The sequence below is a fragment of the Bradyrhizobium sp. genome (assembly GCF_019242285.1).
GTDB lineage: Bacteria > Pseudomonadota > Alphaproteobacteria > Rhizobiales > Xanthobacteraceae > Bradyrhizobium.
Genome location: NZ_JAFAVV010000903.1, coordinates 1 through 15,969 on the forward strand (window position 1 = coordinate 1; position 15,969 = coordinate 15,969).

Consider the following 15,969-nt stretch of genomic DNA (forward strand, 5'->3'; position numbering starts at 1 on the left):
ATCTCTAAGAGGATCTCGGGGTCACCGGCACTGTCGCCGGGCTCGTCGATCATGTCCGTGACGATAGACGCTGCGCACTGAACCCATTCTGAAGCGCTGCGGCAGACTCCGTTCATCTGCGTGAACGATTGGTCATGTTCCGACGAACGCTTCACACGAACTCGGGTGTCACGTTACTTCCACATGCTGCGCGCGAGCGGCCCAATTCTGTGCATACAAAAGGCCGATTGACCGGGAATGTTTCGCCCGCTTGGGGGTTCAAGACACCAGGATCAGGTGTAGGATGAAACATCGGCACCGGAGACGCTGCCGACACCACCGGCTTTGTGATCCGATCCTCGTGTCGTCAACAGGAGAGATGCATGCGAAACACTGCTGTCAGGCTTCTGACGCTCGCCACCTTGTCGATGGCGCTCGCCACGGCGCCTGTCATCACCAAGGTCTATGCCGCAGGTGATGAGACGCCGTCGACGCCCGCGCCGAGCAAGGGCAAGAGCAAGAAGAAGGGCGATGGTCAGGAACTGCCCAGCCCCGAGGACCTCAAGTTCACGGCCGGTTATCACACCGCCTACACCACGATCTACGATGGCCACGACTACACCGCCGCGATCGATCAGCTCAAGGCACTCGGCCATGACGACAACGCCGCGGTCGCCAACCTGATCGGCTACTCCTACCGCAAGCTCGGCAACTACAAGCTCTCGCAGGTGTGGTACGAGCGCGCGCTCAAGGACGATCCGAACCACGTCAAGACCTGGCAGTATTACGGCCTCTGGCAGCTCGAGCAGGGCAACCGCGAGCAGGCCGAATATCACCTGACCAAGATCTCCCAGCTCGTCGGCACCGACAGCGACGAATATCGCTCGCTCGCCTCCGCGCTGGCGCAGCCCCCCGGCACCGGTCTGGTCTACTGAGACGACGACTTCGCTCCCACCAAGGCCGGCGCAACCCTCGCGGTTGCGCCGGTTTTGTTTTGTCCGGTACAACACCATCCGCATGCCTGCGACAGTGATCAGGCATCTCGGGGGATGATCAGGTGGACCCATGGCTGCGATCGGCGATCGACTATGTCGGCGAGTGGCTCGCATTCCAGTTCGAGGACTCGCAGCAGCCGGGCTGCATCGCGGCGATCGTGCATCGGGGGCAAGTGGTCGCCGAACACGCTTTCGGCGTTGCTGATCTCGACAGCGCAGAGAAGCTGACAGCGCGTCACCGCTTCCGTATCGCCTCGCATTCGAAGGCCTTCACCGCCGCCGGCATCCTGAAATTGCGCGAGCGGCGCAAGCTTCGGCTCGATGATCCGCTCGGACAGCATGTCGCCAATCTGCATCCGCAGGTCGCGGACGCCACGGTCGCGCAAGCGCTCTCGCACAGTGCGGGCTTGACGCGCGACGGCGCCGATTCCGGCCAGTTCATCGACACCAGGTCCTATTTGTCGGAGCGGGAACTGCTGGCCGAGCTCGCCTTGCCGGCCGCGATCGAGCCCAACATGCGCTTCAAATATTCCAATCACGGCTACGGCCTGTTGGGCCTCGTGATCGAGGCGATCACGGGAGAGCCCTACCCGGCCTGGGTCAAGCGCGAGATCGTCGACGCGGCCGGCTTGCGCGAGACCTTGCCGAATGCGCCGATCGCCGAAGGTACGCGGTTTGCGCGCGGCCACACGCGGCGGCGTCCGTCGGGGCGGCGCCTGGTCATCCCTGGCGACAATCCGGCGCACGCGATGACCTCGGCCGCGGGCTTCGTCGCAACCGCCGCCGACACCGCCCGCTTCTTCGCCCAGCTCGCGCCCAACGCGAAGAGCAGCGTGCTGTCGGTCGGCAGCCGCCGCGAGATGACGCGCAAGCATTGGCGGATTCCGCAGACCGCCGAGGAAGCCTATTACGGCTTCGGTCTGATGAGCGGCCAGACCGCCGGTTGGGACTGGTTCGGCCATGGCGGCGGCTTCCAGGGCTACATCTCGCGGACCGCGGTGATTCCCGCCTGCGACGTCGCGATGAGCGTCCTCACCAACAGCATCGACGGCTGGGCGCCGGGCTGGGTCAACGGCGCGATGCATATCCTGCGCGCGTTCAAGAGCCGCGGCGCGCCCACCCGCCGCGTGCGCGACTGGACCGGACGCTGGGCGACGATGTGGGGCACGGCCGACCTGGTGCCGATGGGCGATCAGGTCATCATCGCCAATCCGGGATTGATGAATCCGTTTCTGGATGCGACCGAGATCGAAGTCACCGGCCGCGACAAGGGCCGCATCACCTCCGCGGTCGGCTATGCCAGCCACGGCGAGAGCGTGCGCCGCTCGCGCAACGAGGCCGGCCGCATCACCGACATCTGGCTCGCCGGCGCGAACCTCAAGCCGGAGAAGGCGCTCGCCACGGAGCTGGAGCGGCGCTACGCGCCGCGGAAACCGAAGCAGGAGTGATGCCTGAGCGGGACCCGCGGGGCGGATTGGCGAGCGTAATCCGCTACTCCAGCGGCGGATTGCGCCTTCGGCTGAACTCGCCCTGCTACGTCATCGGTGGCCCCCGCCTCACTTCATCAGCGCCTGCACCTCGCTCCGGAACGCCTGCCGCGAGGCGTCGCGGGAATAGAACATGTGGCCGCCCGGATAGACCACGAGCTTCAGCCGCTCCGGCGAGGCATAGGCCGGCAACTGGTTGAGCACGATCTGCGTGCCGAAATACGGCGTTGCCAGGTCGAACAGGCCATGGCCGACCAGCACCTTCAGCTTCGGATCGAGCGCGAGGATGCGCCGGAGATCGGAAACGGATTCGGCGGGTCCCCTTCCATAATTCCACTGCTTGATCACCTCGCCATTGCCGAGCTCGTAGGAGCCGTCGGGCCGCCAGTTCAGCTTGCGCGTGGTGAGGTCGACAGCGGCGCTGGTCACCGGCGCGGTCAGCGCCTCGCCGGCCTGGTCGTCGAAATGGAAGAAGCTCGAATCCGGAAACGGATCCTGGCCGAGCACGGAGGCGTCGTAGCGCCCGGTCACCCTGCCCTCGCGGCGATCGAACTCGCGGCGAAACTCGACGATGTCGAAGCGGCCGGCGAGCCTTCGGCTCGTCGCCTGATCGATCCCGGTCAGCGACGCCATCCTGTCGGCGATGCGGTTGGTCGCCTCGGTGTCGGCCTCCCCCTTGATCAGGTCGGTAAGGAAATCGCTCTGCGCGTAAACCTCGACCTCCCTGAGGTCGGCGCGGGTCACGGCACCCTTGGCCGCACGCGCCACCGCCGCATAGGTCGGCAGGGTCGCGACATATTGCAGGATGCTGGAGCCGGAATATTCGCGGAAATCCAGCACCGGCGAGATCAGAACCAGGCCCTTGACGCCGACGCCCTGCTGGGTCTGCAGGTTGCGCACGACCTTCGGGCCCCGAATCCCGCCATAGCTTTCGCCGGCGACGAATTTCGGCGACAGCAGTCGGTCGTATTTCTCCAGCCAGCGGCGGATCGTCAGCGCCACCGACGCGACGTCGCCGTCGACTGAGAAGAACTTCTTGCGTACGTCCTCATTGGTCGAGACGAAGCGGCTGTAGCCGGTGCCGACCGGATCGATGTAGACGAGATCGGTGAAATCGAGCCATGTCTCGGCGTTCGGCTGCAATTCGGGCGCAGCCGACGGCGTCACGGCGTCGGCATTGATCGGCATCCGCCACGGGCCGTTGTTGCCGAGCTGCAGCCAGGCGGAGGCGGACCCCGGCCCGCCGTTGAACTGGAAAGTCACCGGACGGGTGGCGCGATCGGCGCCGTCGAGCTGGTAGGAGGTGTAGGCGATGTCGGCCTGCGGCTCGCCCTTGTCGTCGAACAGACGGATCGAGCCGGCGGTCGCAGTGAAGGACAGCGTGCGCCCGGGCAATTCGAGCGTCTGCTTGGTGGTCGAGTCCGGCGGCAGCTTGTGCTGCTCGGCGACCTCCGCCGAGGCCGGCGTGCCCGCGGCGCGGGCGCCGCGCGGCCCGGCCTTCTGCCCCGGTACCGCGCTCGCCGAAGGCGACGGTGTCGGGGTCGGTGGCATGTCCTCGGCGCGGGCAGCGGCAGCGAAGGCAAGCACAGCAAGCAGGACGCCGATCCGGCGCCATGCCGGCCAAACGATGGTCATGAGCAGCTTCCTCTTTCGACCTTGCAGATCGACGGCCGGGCATCGAATGCGGAGAGCCGATCGATCGGGCTATCGCCAGGGATTGCGACGGCTCGCCGTTATGCGCGACGGCACGGCAGGTGTCTACCCGCGCCGACTCGCGAGAGCCGATCACCATTGCGGCATCGGACAGGCGCAGGCTGGAGATCGACGAAAGCGCAGAGCTTCAATAGCCGATGCCGAGCATCAGCACGAACTGCCGACCGCACCAGGCGCCGGTGCACTCAGGTGCAACCCGGTGAACATAGCGAGGCAACGCGCCGCGTACCGGCAGATGCAGATGATGCCGCTCCATCGCGAAGGCGGCTCTCACGGCATCGCTGGCGGCGACCGGGTCCCTGGCAATGGCAGGCGCGCCGCCCGACAGCATGGCCGCAATTCCGGCCGCGGCGAACAACGAGATCATGCGCGGAGTGCTCTGCATCCCACCAATCCTCACGGTTACAAGCCCGAGCGAGCGCCCCCGCCGTTCGGGCTCAATGATTCACCTTAACAATCTGCACATCAGAAGCCAACGCCGATCATCGTGTGGGCGCCGCCCCCGGCACTGGGGACGATGCTCGGCCGCGCCAGCGCCTGCTGGCGGACTTGCGGCGCCTCAACTTGTGCGGGCTTCTGCCGCCGTGGCGGCGGCTCGCGCTCGGCCTCGCGGCTGGCGTGCTTGCGGCGGGAAGGCACATTGTCCTCGTTCTCGTCGTGCTTGCGCGAGGCAGCGGCCGGCGGCGCCGCGGGCTTCTGGTCGGCGACGCAGGTATCGCCCTTCAGGGTTTCGCCGCTCTTGCACTCGATCGGGCAGACCCGGGTGGCGTGCTTGGTCAACTCGGCGACCGCGTCCTTGGTCACCGCCGGATTGGCGCTGCGCTGTCCCTCGATCGACAGATAGCGGCTCAGCGCCGCCTGGGTCGATGCCAGGGCCCCGTCAGCCTTGCCGGTGAAGCAACCGAGTCTGATCAATTCGCCCTGCGCCGAGCGCAGGAGTTGCGGCGAGTTGGGCTCATTGGCCGCGCGTGTCGTCGCCTCGGCGTTGAAGCGGTCGAGCGCGGCAATCACCGCCGGTCCGAGCCGTCCGCAGGTCACGGTCTTGGAGAAGCCCTTCAGATCGTTGATGCCGGAGCCTTCGCTGCCCCTGGCGAGGATGGCGTCGAACCTGCCCTGCTCGTCCTTGCAGGCAGCTTCCTTGGCGGCTGCGAGTTCGGCCTGCTTGCGCGCGGCTTCGGCCTCTTTCGCCTGTTTCTCGGCGGCGGCACGCGCCGCAGCGGCTTCGGCCGCCGCCTTCTCGCGCTCGGCCCGCTCGGCCTTCTCCTTGGCCTCTTGGGCCTTGCGCGCGGCCTCGGCTTCCTTCGCCTGTTTCTCGGCAGCGGCACGTGCCGTTGCGGCTTCGGCCGCCGCCTTCTCGCGCTCGGCCTGCTCGGCCTTGTCCTTGGCCTCCTGCGCCTTGCGTGCAGCCTCGGCTTCCTTCGCCTGCCGCGCGGCTTCGGCGGCGGAGGCCTGTTTCTCGGCAGCGGCACGCGCCGCGGCGGCTTCGGCCGCCGCCTTCTCGCGCTCGGCCTGCTCGGCCTTGTCCTTGGCCTCCTGGGCCTTGCGCGCGGCTTCGGCTTCCTTCGCCTGCCGCACAGCTTCGGCGGCGGCGGCGTGCTTCTCCTCCTCCTCGCGCTTCTTCTGCGCGGCGAGTTGGGCCGCGGCGGCCTTGGCCTTCTCGGCGGCCTCCGCCTCGCGGGCGCGCCGCTCGTCGTCCTCGCGCTTCTTCTGCGCCGCCTGCTCGGCCTTCTCCTGCTCCGCCTTGCGCCTGGCCTCCTCGGCGGCCTTCTGCGCCGCCTCGCGCGCCGCGCGCGCCTGATCCTCACGCTCCTGTGCGGCCTTCTTCAGCACGTCGATCTTCTGCTGGGCGTTGGCCGCAAGCGGCGAGTCCGGAAAGCGCTTGATGAATTTCTGCAGCGCGGCCGGGTCGGTGGCGTCCTTCACCCTGTCCCACTCGATCGCTTCCTTGGACGACGCGTCCCGGCTCACCGATGGCGCCTGCTGCGGCGGCAAGGCCGCCAGCACCACATTCGGCGGCCCCGGCGGCGGATTGACCGGCTGGGTCTTGATCCGTTCGATCTGGGCTTTCGCGAGCTCGGCATAGAAGCCGGTCGGATGGGTGCCCAGAAACACCTCCCAGGCCCGCTGGGTGCCGATCTTCTGCACCAGCTCATAGTCGGATTTCACCTCGGTGACCGGCACCTCCTGCGGCACCGCCGGCGCAGGCACCAGCGAGACGTTGCCGCCGCCGAGCGAGCCGTAGACGAACGGCTCCTGTCGGTTCGCAGTCGTCTTCAACACCTCGTCACGGACACGGCCAAAGGCCAGCCGGACGTCGAGGCCGGGCACGGGAAGATTCTTCAGGATCGCGGTCGTGAACGGGCTGTGCTGGCCATCGCCGTCATCCGCGGTCGACCCTGCCTTCGCCGCATAGGCGATCAGGGTGTCGGTCGAGGTCGGCTCGACGCGGCCGAGACCGCCGGACACGCCGCGGCTCGCCACCTTGCTCTCCCGCCGCATGGTCCTGACGAACGGGTTGTCGCGGCAGGCATCGAGGATGACCAGCCGCAGCCGCTTCGCCCCATCGGCCGAAGAAACGAGCCGCTCAAGCGGGATAGCCTCGTCATCGGCATCGCGGTCGCTGGCGAGCCTGGCGTCGGTCGGAATGAGATAATTGGTGCCGCCGATCTCGAGCCCGTGACCGGCATAGTACACGACGGCAATGTCGGCCTGGTCGGCCGTGGTCTCGAATCGGCGGATGGCGCGCTTGAACTCGAGATTGCCGACGTCGAGCTGCAACTCGACCGAATCGAAGCCGGCATCCTTGAACATCTTGGCGACGGCGTTGGCGTCGCGTGAGGGATTCGGGAGCTGCGGCACGGCCTGATAGCTCGAATTGCCGACGATCAGCGCCACGCGCTTGTCCGCCCATGCGGCGTCGGACGCGAAAGCCATCGCGAAGATGGCCGCCCCGATCGTTGCCGCCGCTGGAAAAAGGCGTCTGATCATCTGCAATCCACGCCAGCCCGTTCTCGGCCGCGCCGACCCCTCTTAGGAAATACACTCACAGGAATATGTGGCAACGCTTCATGTATTCGGAGACTCGACGATAACCCGCCGCGCCGCAGCCGACAATCGGCGACTTGCCGCAAGATACCGCCACGCGGGTCCGGCAGCTTGGCGATCCAGGTCACGTAGCCGTGCACAAATCTCCTCTCTTGAGAGTACGTCTCTCCTCTCTTGAGAGTACGTCTCTCCTCTGTTGGGAGTACGTCGCCCCTGCCTCTCTGTTGCCCTAATGGTACAAAGATAGGAATTCACAAGAGCACAGCAAGCGCGCCGCCGCTCACGACTTCCGGGCCGAAACCCGCTGAACTAAGTTGTGGCCGCAAGTAGCAGTTTGTCGTTCGATTCTTTGGTTGAAATGTTGGGGGCGAATATGATGGCGCGATCACTTGGCGCGCGAGGCCGCAAGAGCTTGCTTCTCGGTGGCATTGCGGGCGTCGCCTGGTTATCGGCAGTACCGGCCGCGTGGGCACAGAATTGCTCCACCACTCAGGATCCCAATTCGCGGCTTACGATCGACAATATCGGCAATCTGGCGATCCCCCCGGGGGCGGCCGCTGCCGCGATCGCCGGCACGATCGGAAACGTCCAGACCGCATTCCTTGCCCAGCAGGGCAGCGCGTTCGTTTCCGCACCGCCCAGTCCGAGCCCCGATCAGCCCGGCGGCGGCGTATGGGCGCGCGCCATCGGCGGCGAGGTCAATCTGAAATCGACCTCGACCTCCGCGAGCACGTCCACCGTCGGAGGTGGTCTCGTGAACAGCTCGAGCACCACCTGCAACAACAGCACTCACGACAGTTTCGCCGGTGTGCAGGTCGGCTCCGACATTTCACGCCTCAACTGGAATGGCTGGAACGTCCATCTCGGCACCACGGCCGGCTATCTCGGCTCGAAAGAGAGTGACAACAACGGCTTCAGCAACGATATCCAGGTGCCGTTCCTCGGGACCTATCTGGTTGCCACCAAGGGCCGCTTCTTCGCCGACGTGATGTTCCGCGAGGAATTCTACAATATCCGTCTCAACAATACGCCGTTCAATTTCTTCAATCAGCCGATCGGCGCCCACGGCTTCTCGATTTCGACATCGGCCGGCTACAATTTCGATCTCCACAACGGCTGGTTCGCCGAGCCGTCGGCCGGCTTCATCTATTCCAGGACGTCGATCGACAGCTTCATCAATCCCGGCAACGCGGCGCTTCCGATACCGGGTCTGGTCCAGACCAACGACGTCGAGAGCGAGATCGGCCGGTTGAGCCTGCGCGTCGGCAGAACGATCGAGACGCCCCGGATCATCTGGCAGCCCTTTGCCTCGGTGAGCGTCTTCCACGAATTCGCCGGCAACGTCGTCTCCAACTATTCTTCGTTGCCGAACGGCTCCTTCCTCACCCTCAACGGCGGCGCCGGCCCCACCGTACCGAGCGTGTTTTCGCAGCAGACCTCGACCTCACGGGTCGGCACCTACGGACAATATTCGCTGGGCGTAGCGGCCCAGATCGTCAACACCGGCTGGCTCGGCTTCGTGCGCGGCGACTACCGCAATGGCGACAACATCGACGGCTGGACCGCCAATGCCGGCATTCGCTATCAGTTCACGCCCGAAATGATCGCTTCGGTCATGCCGGTCAAGGTCAAGGCGCCACCCCATGCCTATGTGGGCCCGACCAATTGGACGGGCTTCTACGTCGGCGGCTTCGCCGGCGTCGCCGACGGCCGCACCGATATCCGGTTCGACGGCGCGCCCTCCACGATCGCCGGCAATCGGCCCTGGGTGGCCGGCGGCCTCGGCGGCGTCGAGGCCGGCTACAACAAGCAGTTCAGCAACAACTGGGTGGTGGGTGTCGAAGGTGATATCGGCGCCGCCAACGTCCATGGCGGCCGCACCGCCGGCACCGCCGATGGTCTCGACGCCCTGGGCGCAAGCGTCGGCTTCAGCCCCGCCTTCTTCACCGTCGAGGACAAGACCAACTGGATGGCGACGGTGACCGGCCGTGTCGGCTATGCCTGGAACCGGACCCTGTTCTATGTGAAGGGCGGCGCGGCGTTCGAAGACTCCAGCACCGTGGTGAACTGCATCTATGGACCGACCGGCTCGACGCTGACCGGCAATGGCGGCACCCGCTCCTGCCTCAACCAGGCCGGCGCCGTGACCGGCGGCTTCAGCACACCGTGGTACACGCGGGTCGGCTGGACGGGGGGATTCGGCTCCGAGTTCGATCTCGGGCACAACTGGTCGGCGAAGGGCGAGTACGACTTCCTGTCCTTCGACCGGCACAGCGCCCTCGCGACCGACGGCACCACCACATTGACCGATCGCTCCTGGGTCAGCCAGGTCAAGATCGGTGTGAACTACAGGTTCTCGCCTGAATCGATCGTCGCGAAATACTGATCGGCGATTTCGAGCGAATGCAGCAGGGCGGCCCTCAAACGGCCGCCCTTTTCGTTTGGACGCCGGCCGCCCGCCTTTTGTGATCTCGACAAGCGATGGCAAGGTCGTATAGACGACGCGCGGCACGCCCATGGGGCGGCCTCGGCGGCGGATCGTCAATGGCGGATTCGAGTGTTGGATGAGTAAGCCCAAGCGATACCAGAACATTGCCTTCGTCGCGAGCGCGGGCGCGGAGGCGCAGGCGGCGCTTGCCAAGCTCACCGAGCTCTACGGCAATTGCGACCCGGCGGATGCCGATATCGTCGTGGCGCTCGGCGGCGACGGGTTGATGCTGCAGACGCTGCACCAGCACCTGCGCACGGGAAAGCCGATCTACGGGATGCACCGCGGCACCGTCGGCTTTCTCATGAACGAATATTCGACCGATGACCTGCCCGGCCGGCTTGCGGCCGCCCGCGAATCCCTGATCCACCCGCTGCTGATGCGCGCCACCGACATGCAGGGCGCCATCCATATCCACCACGCCATCAACGAGGTCTATCTGTTCCGACAGACCTACCAGGCGGCGCGGCTGCGCATCCTGATCGACGAGCAGGAACGCATGCCCGAGCTGATTGCCGACGGCATCCTGGTGGCGACCCCGGCCGGATCGACCGCCTACAATCTTTCGGTGCAGGGGCCGATCCTGCCGATCAATGCCCAGCTCCTGGCGCTGACCCCGATCAGCGCATTCCGGCCGCGGCGCTGGCGCGGCGCGCTGCTCCCCAACACGGCCTATGTGACGATCGAGATTCTCGAAGGCGACAAGCGTCCGGTTGCCGCGGTCGCCGACCACGACGAGGTGCGCGAGGTCTCCCGCGTCGAGGTCCTGTCCGACAAGACGATCTCGATGCGGATGCTGTTCGACCCCGGCCACAGCCTCGAGGAGCGCATTCTGCGCGAGCAGTTCGGTTATTGATCGCGGTTCCTTCACTATCGGGCAAAGAGCGCGGCCGCGGGCCGCCGACCGCAATGGTTCGTTAACCATGATCGCGATAGGATTGACCCTGGCATCCCACGTGCCCAGGTCGCCATGTTCCGTATCGATTTCAACAAGCTGCGCTTCCTCGTCTGCGACGACAACCCGCACATGCGCCGCATCCTGCGGACGCTGCTGCATTCGTTCGGCGCACGCGAGGCCTATGAAGCCGAGGACGGCGCCACGGCGCTGGAAATGTACACCCACTACGTGCCCGACATCGTCATCACCGATTGGTCGATGCCGATCTTCGACGGGCTCGAGCTCGCGCAAATGATCCGCCAACCGGAATCGAAGGGCAATCCCTACGCGCCCATCATCATGCTCACCGGCCACTCCGAGAAGCGCCGCGTGACCTATGCCCGCGACGCCGGCGTGACCGAATTCCTGGCCAAGCCGATCTCGGCGAAGGGCCTCTACCAGCGGATCATGAACGTGGTCGCCAATCCGCGCCCGTTCATCAAGACCAAGACCTATTTCGGTCCGGACCGGCGGCGCAACAACAACAATGCCTATATCGGCCCCGAGCGCCGCACCGGTGGCGAGGTCGAGGTGTTGCAGCAGCCGTCGCTGCTCGACAAGGCACGTTCAGCCGTCTAGCGCGCGAAGGAAGCGATCATGGCCAACCGCAAGGGTGTCGAAGTCAAGACCTTCGCGACCCACCACGTGATCACCCAGCCCAATCCGCTGCGCAAGGTGCTGAAGCGCGTGCCGGAAACCGATCTCGACGATCCGGTCGCCCGCGCCGAGAAGGCGCTGGCCGGCCTGTCCGGCGAGTTCAAGAACTGGATGCAGGACGAAACCAGCAGGCTCACGGCCGCTTACGCCGCCCTTCTCGCGGACGGCTTCACGAACGAAGCCACCGAGGAGCTGTTTCGGGCCGCCCATGACATCAAGGGCGGAGCGGCCACCTTTGGTTATCCTTCCGCCGCGGCGGCCGCCGACAGCCTGTGCCGGATCATCGAGCACGCGCCCGATCTGGAGAAGGTGCCGCCCGAGCTGATCAAGCATCACGTCAACGCCATCCAGGCGATGGTGCACGACAATACCAGGCGCGGCACCGCCGCCACCGCCGGCGAGCTCAGTCGGCGCCTGCGCGGCGTCGCCGACGAATATCTGATGCACGTGAACCGCGATCGCCCCGAGCACCTCGAGGCGATCATGGCGCCGAGCATCGTGCCGGCCGAATAGGCGCCGCCCTCTCCGCCACACGATCCTGCACGGTTGAACGCCGCGTCAGCGCTCGAAGCGCCGGCCATGGCGCCCAGCCGTCCGGATGCTACGTGGAGATCAGGCGGCAATCAGCTCGCCATGGAGCGGCATCAGCGTCTCTTCCGCCGCCAGATCGTCGCAGAACCGTCGTGCCTCGTCGCGGGCGGATTCGGTCGCAAAACGCCGCAGCAGGATCAGGAGCGGCTCGGCGGCCTCGCGGTCACCCGCGCAATGGGTCAGCACGCGCTCGACCATCTTGCGCCGGAGGCGCGCGGCACCGTCATCCGTGTCGACGAAACCGTTCTCCTGACAGACCTCCAGCGCGACGCGGAAGGCCGCGAAAGTCGACTCCGGCAGGCCTGCGCGCCGCAGCAGTGCATGCAGGCTCGCGCTGCCGCGATCCTGCAGCAGCGCCGAAACGCGCGGCTGCGGCACGCCGGACAATTCGCTGAGCGCCGCGTCGAACAGTTCGAGATTGCCCGACAACAGCGCGCGCAGGATCAGACCGGCGGTGAGCTGCGAGGTCGCGCGCAGGTGCTGGACGAGGCCGCGCATCTCATCGCCGCGGGAGCGCGCCGCGATGTTCAAAGTGGAGCGGTCGCGCGCCTCGCTCGCGATCCGCTCCGCCCGGTCCGGGCTGAGCCAGTTGCGGACAACCACGAATTGCGCCAGCGTCTCCGACAGCTTCGCGACCAGCGCCGCGCGGGTCGCCGCCGGCAGATCCTCGAGCACCAGCATCGACTCGCGGATCGCCGCGAGACGGCCATGGCGCTCGACGATGCGATCCCAGGAGAACGGCGCGAGCTCGGCATAGGCGTTCTCGATCAGCTCCAGCGCCGCCGCGGCGCTTCCGACCTCGGCGATCGCTGCAGCGACGGGAGCCGGCAGGTGGATACGCCGGGCGATCGCGCATTGCGTCTCGGAGTCGCCGGTCGCGACGATGTCGACGAGATCGGCATCGATCAGAAGCGGCGAATGTTCGAGCACGGCAAGGGCGACCGACGGCTGGTCCACGGCCAGCGCCTGCACGATCGCCGCAGGCGCCTCGGCGCTGCGCGCGAACACCTCCGCCATCGACTGCCGCACCAGCGGCGAGGGATCGTCGAGCAGCATCAGAAGCGCGCTCTCCGCCGCCGCGCGGTCCTCTGCGGACAGATCGGAAACGAGCCAGGCCTGTGCCAACGCCCGTGTGGCATCCGCCCGCACACCGGCGGAAGCGGTCCTGACCCAACTGATGAACTGGCGAACGATCATGGCCCTGCCGCTACGCAACGAAGACGACGAGGTGACCCGATGTCACCTGAAGACAAAATAAACCACGTCGCTTAACAAAGCGTTCACCATAACCGACTGGTTTCATTGCCCTTTTGTTAAGAGGCGCGGAGTCGGGCGGTATCCTGCTGGTCGCGCCCGCAACAATACGGGGCGCCGCGACGCCCCGTTTTTCCGTGCTGCTGCGAATCGCGGAGAGCATAGCGGCTCCCGTTGGGCCTATTTCTTCGTTCGCCCCGGAAGCCTGGTCTTGACCGGGCCGGCCTTCTGCCGCGCCGCCGCGCGCTTGATGTGGGTCGGCGCGCGCCGCTTCGTCGCGCCGGCGGCGGAGGGCGTCAGCTCCGGCACGTGACGCGCCGGCTCGGCCGCGACAGTCTTGGTTGCGGCCGCGGCAGGCGGCATGCCCATCCAGAAGGTGAGTTCGGCCAGTTCGTCACCCGTCAAATGGCCCTGCTGCCAGGTGTCGTTGTCGAGCAGCGCATGGAACGCCCTCGGATCCTGTCGGTGCTGCTCGACATAGGAGTTCCAGCGATAGGCCTGGTAGATCGCGATGATATTGGCGGGAGAGGCCGCCGCGAGCTTGGCGTTGCCCTCGACGATCATCAGATTGTCGTCGTTCTTGCTCGAGGCCTTGAAGCCGAGATTGTGCGATCCCGTCATCACCACGGGCTTGTCGCCGAACGGGTCGATCACGATGGCCTTGCTGTGGATGTGGACGCCCTGGTTCAGGATCTCGCTGGCCCAGTTGTGGCGAGCTTGTCGGTATCGGAGAAGCCGACGAAGCCGTGCAGATAAGTCTCCGCACCTCCCTGCTCCAGGCGGCGAATCGCAAAGCCTCGACAGCCCGGGATGGGCTTCCGATCCGTCGGCAGCCAGATCAGACTGATATGATCACCGTTGTTGTACGCTTTCACGTTAAGGGACATGGTAGCCTCCAGCAGTGATGAAAACGCCGCGGCAGGCTAATCCTCTACCCTGAATAGCACAAGCATACGTCCACACTTGCGCGCGCGCTTATTCGCCCGCGGACGTGGTCGTTAACTTTTTGGCTTGGCCGTCAACTGCTGAAGGTGCCGTTGCGGTCACTGAAGAGATCGAGGGGCTGCGGCGGCGCGTTGCTCGAAGCCACGACTGATGTCAGCGAGCTCGAGCCGCCCCACAGCTCGCGGACCTTCGGCGAGACCGGCTGCGACTTGTCGTCGACCTGAAACAGCGAGCGAAACATCGGATCACTGCCGGGCGGTGCGGCGCTACCCGGATCGGCAGCCGATGCGACGGTAACGGGTGCCGAGGCTTGAATGTCGGGAAAGCTGGAAAGATAAGAGGCGCTGTCGATTGCGGCGGCCGATGGCGGCGCGGCGCTTGCGACCGTCTGGCTCGGCGGCGCATTGCCGAACATCGCGAGCGCCTTCTGCGTCACCGGCGAATTGGCCGCGCCGGCATAGCGGGCGCTCAGCACGGAATAGACGTCGGAGACGCTGCGCGCGCGGCCCTGATGGTCGTAGAAGATCGAGCGGTTCGCTGCCGCCGCGCCCGGAAACAACCGGGCGGCGGATGCGCTCGGACTGTCCTCGGCCGCGTTGATCAGCTTCGCCGCGCCGCCTACTCCCATGAAATGCGCCATGTAGAGCTCGCCGTCGGTCGGACGGCGGCCGATCCTGCCCGTGAGCTGGAAGCTGTTGGACTGCGTCAGCACCGCCGCCATCGCGGAAGCGGCAACCGGATCGTCACGCAGCTTCATGATCTCCTTGCGCATACCGGGATCGGAGACGGTGTAGTCGCCCGACGCCGTCTTGGTGATGGCGTCGGCATACTGGCCGTAGCCCAGTTGCGCGCCCGCTTCCTTGACCGTGCCGAGCCAGGTCTGCTCGATGAACTGATAGAGGCCGTGCGCCGACGAGGTCGAGGCGCCCGCGCCCGGATTGAAATCGGATTCCATCTTGGCTGTGGCGAGCATGTATTCGAAGCTGGCGCCAACGGCATTGGCCGCCTGCTTGATCGCGCCGGCAACACGCGTGCGCGCCTGATCGACGACGGAGCCCGCCGCGGCATTTGATGTGTCGACTGACATTACGCCTGGTGCCCGCTCCCCGGGAAACCGCCACGATGTCGCCCGAGCATCCTTTCTCCCGAAAGACGCTCCGGCGCCGCGTTACCCTGCGGCCGGCATGGTTAATGCGGGGTTAAGACCCACGCCGCGACTGCGCGTCGGTTACTTCCGATAGACGTCCTTGGGATCGAACAGCCGCTCACCATCGACCAAGGCGAGCCGCGGCCCCCCCTCGGCCGTCTCCACCTTGCGGTAGAAGCAGGAGCGCCGGCCGGTATGACAGGCGGCCCCCTGCTGCTCGACCTTGATCCAGACCGCATCCTGGTCGCAATCGAGGCGCAGCTCGACCACGTGCTGGATCTGGCCCGACGTCTCCCCCTTGCGCCACAGCGCGTTGCGCGAGCGGCTGAAATACCAGGCGTCGCCGCTCGCGATGGTCCGGCGCAGCGCTTCCTCGTTCATATGGGCGACCATCAGCACCTCGCCGCTCGAAGCGTCGGTCGTGACGCAGGTCACGAGGCCCGACGCGTCGAATTTGGGGTTCAGCGCCAGCCCCTCCTCGCGGTCATCAACAGTGTTAGAAACGGACACGGCTCACCCTGGGAAGGCTGTAGGGTGGGCTAAGGCGCAAAGCGCCGTGCCCACCATCTCTCAAACCGATTGCTCTTCATGGTGGGCACGCTTCCACGTTCGCTCTTCGAGCGACCGCGACAGCTTAGCCCACCCTACCGGAAGACAGGCTACCCGTGCTGCCCGCGCACCATGGACAGGAAGCGCTGCTGCTCGGCCGGATTGTCGCGGAACATGCCGGT

At 66.1% G+C, this 15,969-nt stretch carries 14 protein-coding genes; 6 read left to right on the forward strand and 8 right to left on the reverse strand.

All coding sequences use genetic code 11. The features are described 5' to 3' along the window. Nucleotides 1-362: 362 nt before the first annotated feature. Nucleotides 363-914, forward strand: a complete 552-nt coding sequence (locus JOY90_RS37030) for a M48 family metallopeptidase (protein WP_291696036.1) — start codon at nucleotides 363-365, stop codon at nucleotides 912-914. Between the two features lie 122 nt (nucleotides 915-1,036). Beyond that, a complete protein-coding gene (locus JOY90_RS37035; protein WP_291696037.1) occupies nucleotides 1,037-2,422 on the forward strand; it encodes a serine hydrolase in 1,386 nt (461 codons plus the stop codon). A gap of 108 nt (nucleotides 2,423-2,530) precedes the next feature. Here the strand turns inward: JOY90_RS37035 and JOY90_RS37040 are convergent, their stop codons facing one another. The 3 genes from JOY90_RS37040 to JOY90_RS37050 form a co-directional block, all read right to left on the reverse strand. Next, a complete protein-coding gene (locus JOY90_RS37040; protein ID WP_291696038.1) occupies nucleotides 2,531-4,096 on the reverse strand; it encodes a peptidase S10 in 1,566 nt (521 codons plus the stop codon). A 205-nt stretch (nucleotides 4,097-4,301) separates the two neighbouring features. Beyond that, nucleotides 4,302-4,559, reverse strand: a complete 258-nt coding sequence (locus tag JOY90_RS37045) for a hypothetical protein (RefSeq protein WP_291696039.1) — start codon at nucleotides 4,557-4,559, stop codon at nucleotides 4,302-4,304. Nucleotides 4,560-4,639: 80 nt separating this feature from the next. Then, complete coding sequence (locus JOY90_RS37050; protein ID WP_291696040.1) at nucleotides 4,640-7,162, reverse strand: caspase family protein; 2,523 nt, start codon at nucleotides 7,160-7,162, stop codon at nucleotides 4,640-4,642. Between the two features lie 433 nt (nucleotides 7,163-7,595). Here JOY90_RS37050 and JOY90_RS37055 point away from each other — a divergent pair, with 433 nt between their 5' ends. From JOY90_RS37055 to JOY90_RS37070, 4 genes are all read left to right on the forward strand, one after another. Further along, nucleotides 7,596-9,605 (forward strand): autotransporter domain-containing protein, encoded by a 2,010-nt coding sequence (locus tag JOY90_RS37055; RefSeq protein ID WP_291696041.1) that lies wholly within the window; start codon nucleotides 7,596-7,598, stop codon nucleotides 9,603-9,605. 178 nt (nucleotides 9,606-9,783) lie between these two features. Next, the gene (locus JOY90_RS37060; RefSeq protein ID WP_291696042.1) at nucleotides 9,784-10,563 is read left to right on the forward strand and encodes an NAD kinase; all 780 of its coding nucleotides are present in this window, start codon (nucleotides 9,784-9,786) and stop codon (nucleotides 10,561-10,563) included. A gap of 114 nt (nucleotides 10,564-10,677) precedes the next feature. After that, nucleotides 10,678-11,223 (forward strand): response regulator, encoded by a 546-nt coding sequence (locus JOY90_RS37065; RefSeq protein ID WP_291696043.1) that lies wholly within the window; start codon nucleotides 10,678-10,680, stop codon nucleotides 11,221-11,223. A gap of 18 nt (nucleotides 11,224-11,241) precedes the next feature. Next, nucleotides 11,242-11,814: an Hpt domain-containing protein gene (locus JOY90_RS37070; RefSeq protein ID WP_291696044.1), complete on the forward strand. Its 573-nt coding sequence runs from the start codon at nucleotides 11,242-11,244 to the stop codon at nucleotides 11,812-11,814. 99 nt (nucleotides 11,815-11,913) lie between these two features. Here the strand turns inward: JOY90_RS37070 and JOY90_RS37075 are convergent, their stop codons facing one another. From JOY90_RS37075 to hisI, 5 genes are all read right to left on the reverse strand, one after another. Next, entirely contained in the window at nucleotides 11,914-13,089 is a 1,176-nt protein-coding gene (locus tag JOY90_RS37075) for a DUF2336 domain-containing protein (protein ID WP_291696045.1), read from the reverse strand. A 237-nt stretch (nucleotides 13,090-13,326) separates the two neighbouring features. Continuing rightward, nucleotides 13,327-13,839, reverse strand: a complete 513-nt coding sequence (locus JOY90_RS37080; protein WP_367277044.1) for a hypothetical protein — start codon at nucleotides 13,837-13,839, stop codon at nucleotides 13,327-13,329. After that, nucleotides 13,833-14,033, reverse strand: coding sequence for a hypothetical protein (locus JOY90_RS37085; RefSeq protein ID WP_291696046.1), 201 nt, complete (start codon nucleotides 14,031-14,033; stop codon nucleotides 13,833-13,835). The genes JOY90_RS37080 and JOY90_RS37085 overlap by 7 nt, the downstream gene beginning before the upstream one ends. Before the next feature lie 131 nt (nucleotides 14,034-14,164). Next, complete coding sequence (locus JOY90_RS37090; RefSeq protein ID WP_291696047.1) at nucleotides 14,165-15,178, reverse strand: lytic transglycosylase domain-containing protein; 1,014 nt, start codon at nucleotides 15,176-15,178, stop codon at nucleotides 14,165-14,167. Between the two features lie 141 nt (nucleotides 15,179-15,319). Beyond that, nucleotides 15,320-15,748 carry a phosphoribosyl-AMP cyclohydrolase gene (gene hisI / locus JOY90_RS37095; RefSeq protein WP_291696048.1) on the reverse strand — a complete coding sequence of 143 codons (429 nt, stop codon included), beginning with the start codon at nucleotides 15,746-15,748 and terminating at the stop codon, nucleotides 15,320-15,322. Between the last annotated feature and the right edge of the window lie 221 nt (nucleotides 15,749-15,969).

Excerpts from the sequence above, each read along its gene's own strand:
- JOY90_RS37030 (WP_291696036.1), top strand. The coding sequence starts at position 363 with ATGCGAAACACTGCTGTCAGGCTTCTGACGCTCGCCACCTTGTCGATG.
- JOY90_RS37045 (WP_291696039.1), bottom strand. The coding sequence starts at position 4,559 with ATGCAGAGCACTCCGCGCATGATCTCGTTGTTCGCCGCGGCCGGAATT.
- JOY90_RS37040 (WP_291696038.1), bottom strand. The coding sequence starts at position 4,096 with ATGACCATCGTTTGGCCGGCATGGCGCCGGATCGGCGTCCTGCTTGCT.
- JOY90_RS37090 (WP_291696047.1), bottom strand. The coding sequence starts at position 15,178 with ATGTCAGTCGACACATCAAATGCCGCGGCGGGCTCCGTCGTCGATCAG.
- JOY90_RS37075 (WP_291696045.1), bottom strand. The coding sequence starts at position 13,089 with ATGATCGTTCGCCAGTTCATCAGTTGGGTCAGGACCGCTTCCGCCGGT.
- JOY90_RS37055 (WP_291696041.1), top strand. The coding sequence starts at position 7,596 with ATGGCGCGATCACTTGGCGCGCGAGGCCGCAAGAGCTTGCTTCTCGGT.
- JOY90_RS37070 (WP_291696044.1), top strand. The coding sequence starts at position 11,242 with ATGGCCAACCGCAAGGGTGTCGAAGTCAAGACCTTCGCGACCCACCAC.
- JOY90_RS37050 (WP_291696040.1), bottom strand. The coding sequence starts at position 7,162 with ATGATCAGACGCCTTTTTCCAGCGGCGGCAACGATCGGGGCGGCCATC.
- JOY90_RS37065 (WP_291696043.1), top strand. The coding sequence starts at position 10,678 with ATGTTCCGTATCGATTTCAACAAGCTGCGCTTCCTCGTCTGCGACGAC.
- JOY90_RS37060 (WP_291696042.1), top strand. The coding sequence starts at position 9,784 with ATGAGTAAGCCCAAGCGATACCAGAACATTGCCTTCGTCGCGAGCGCG.
- JOY90_RS37085 (WP_291696046.1), bottom strand. The coding sequence starts at position 14,033 with ATGTCCCTTAACGTGAAAGCGTACAACAACGGTGATCATATCAGTCTG.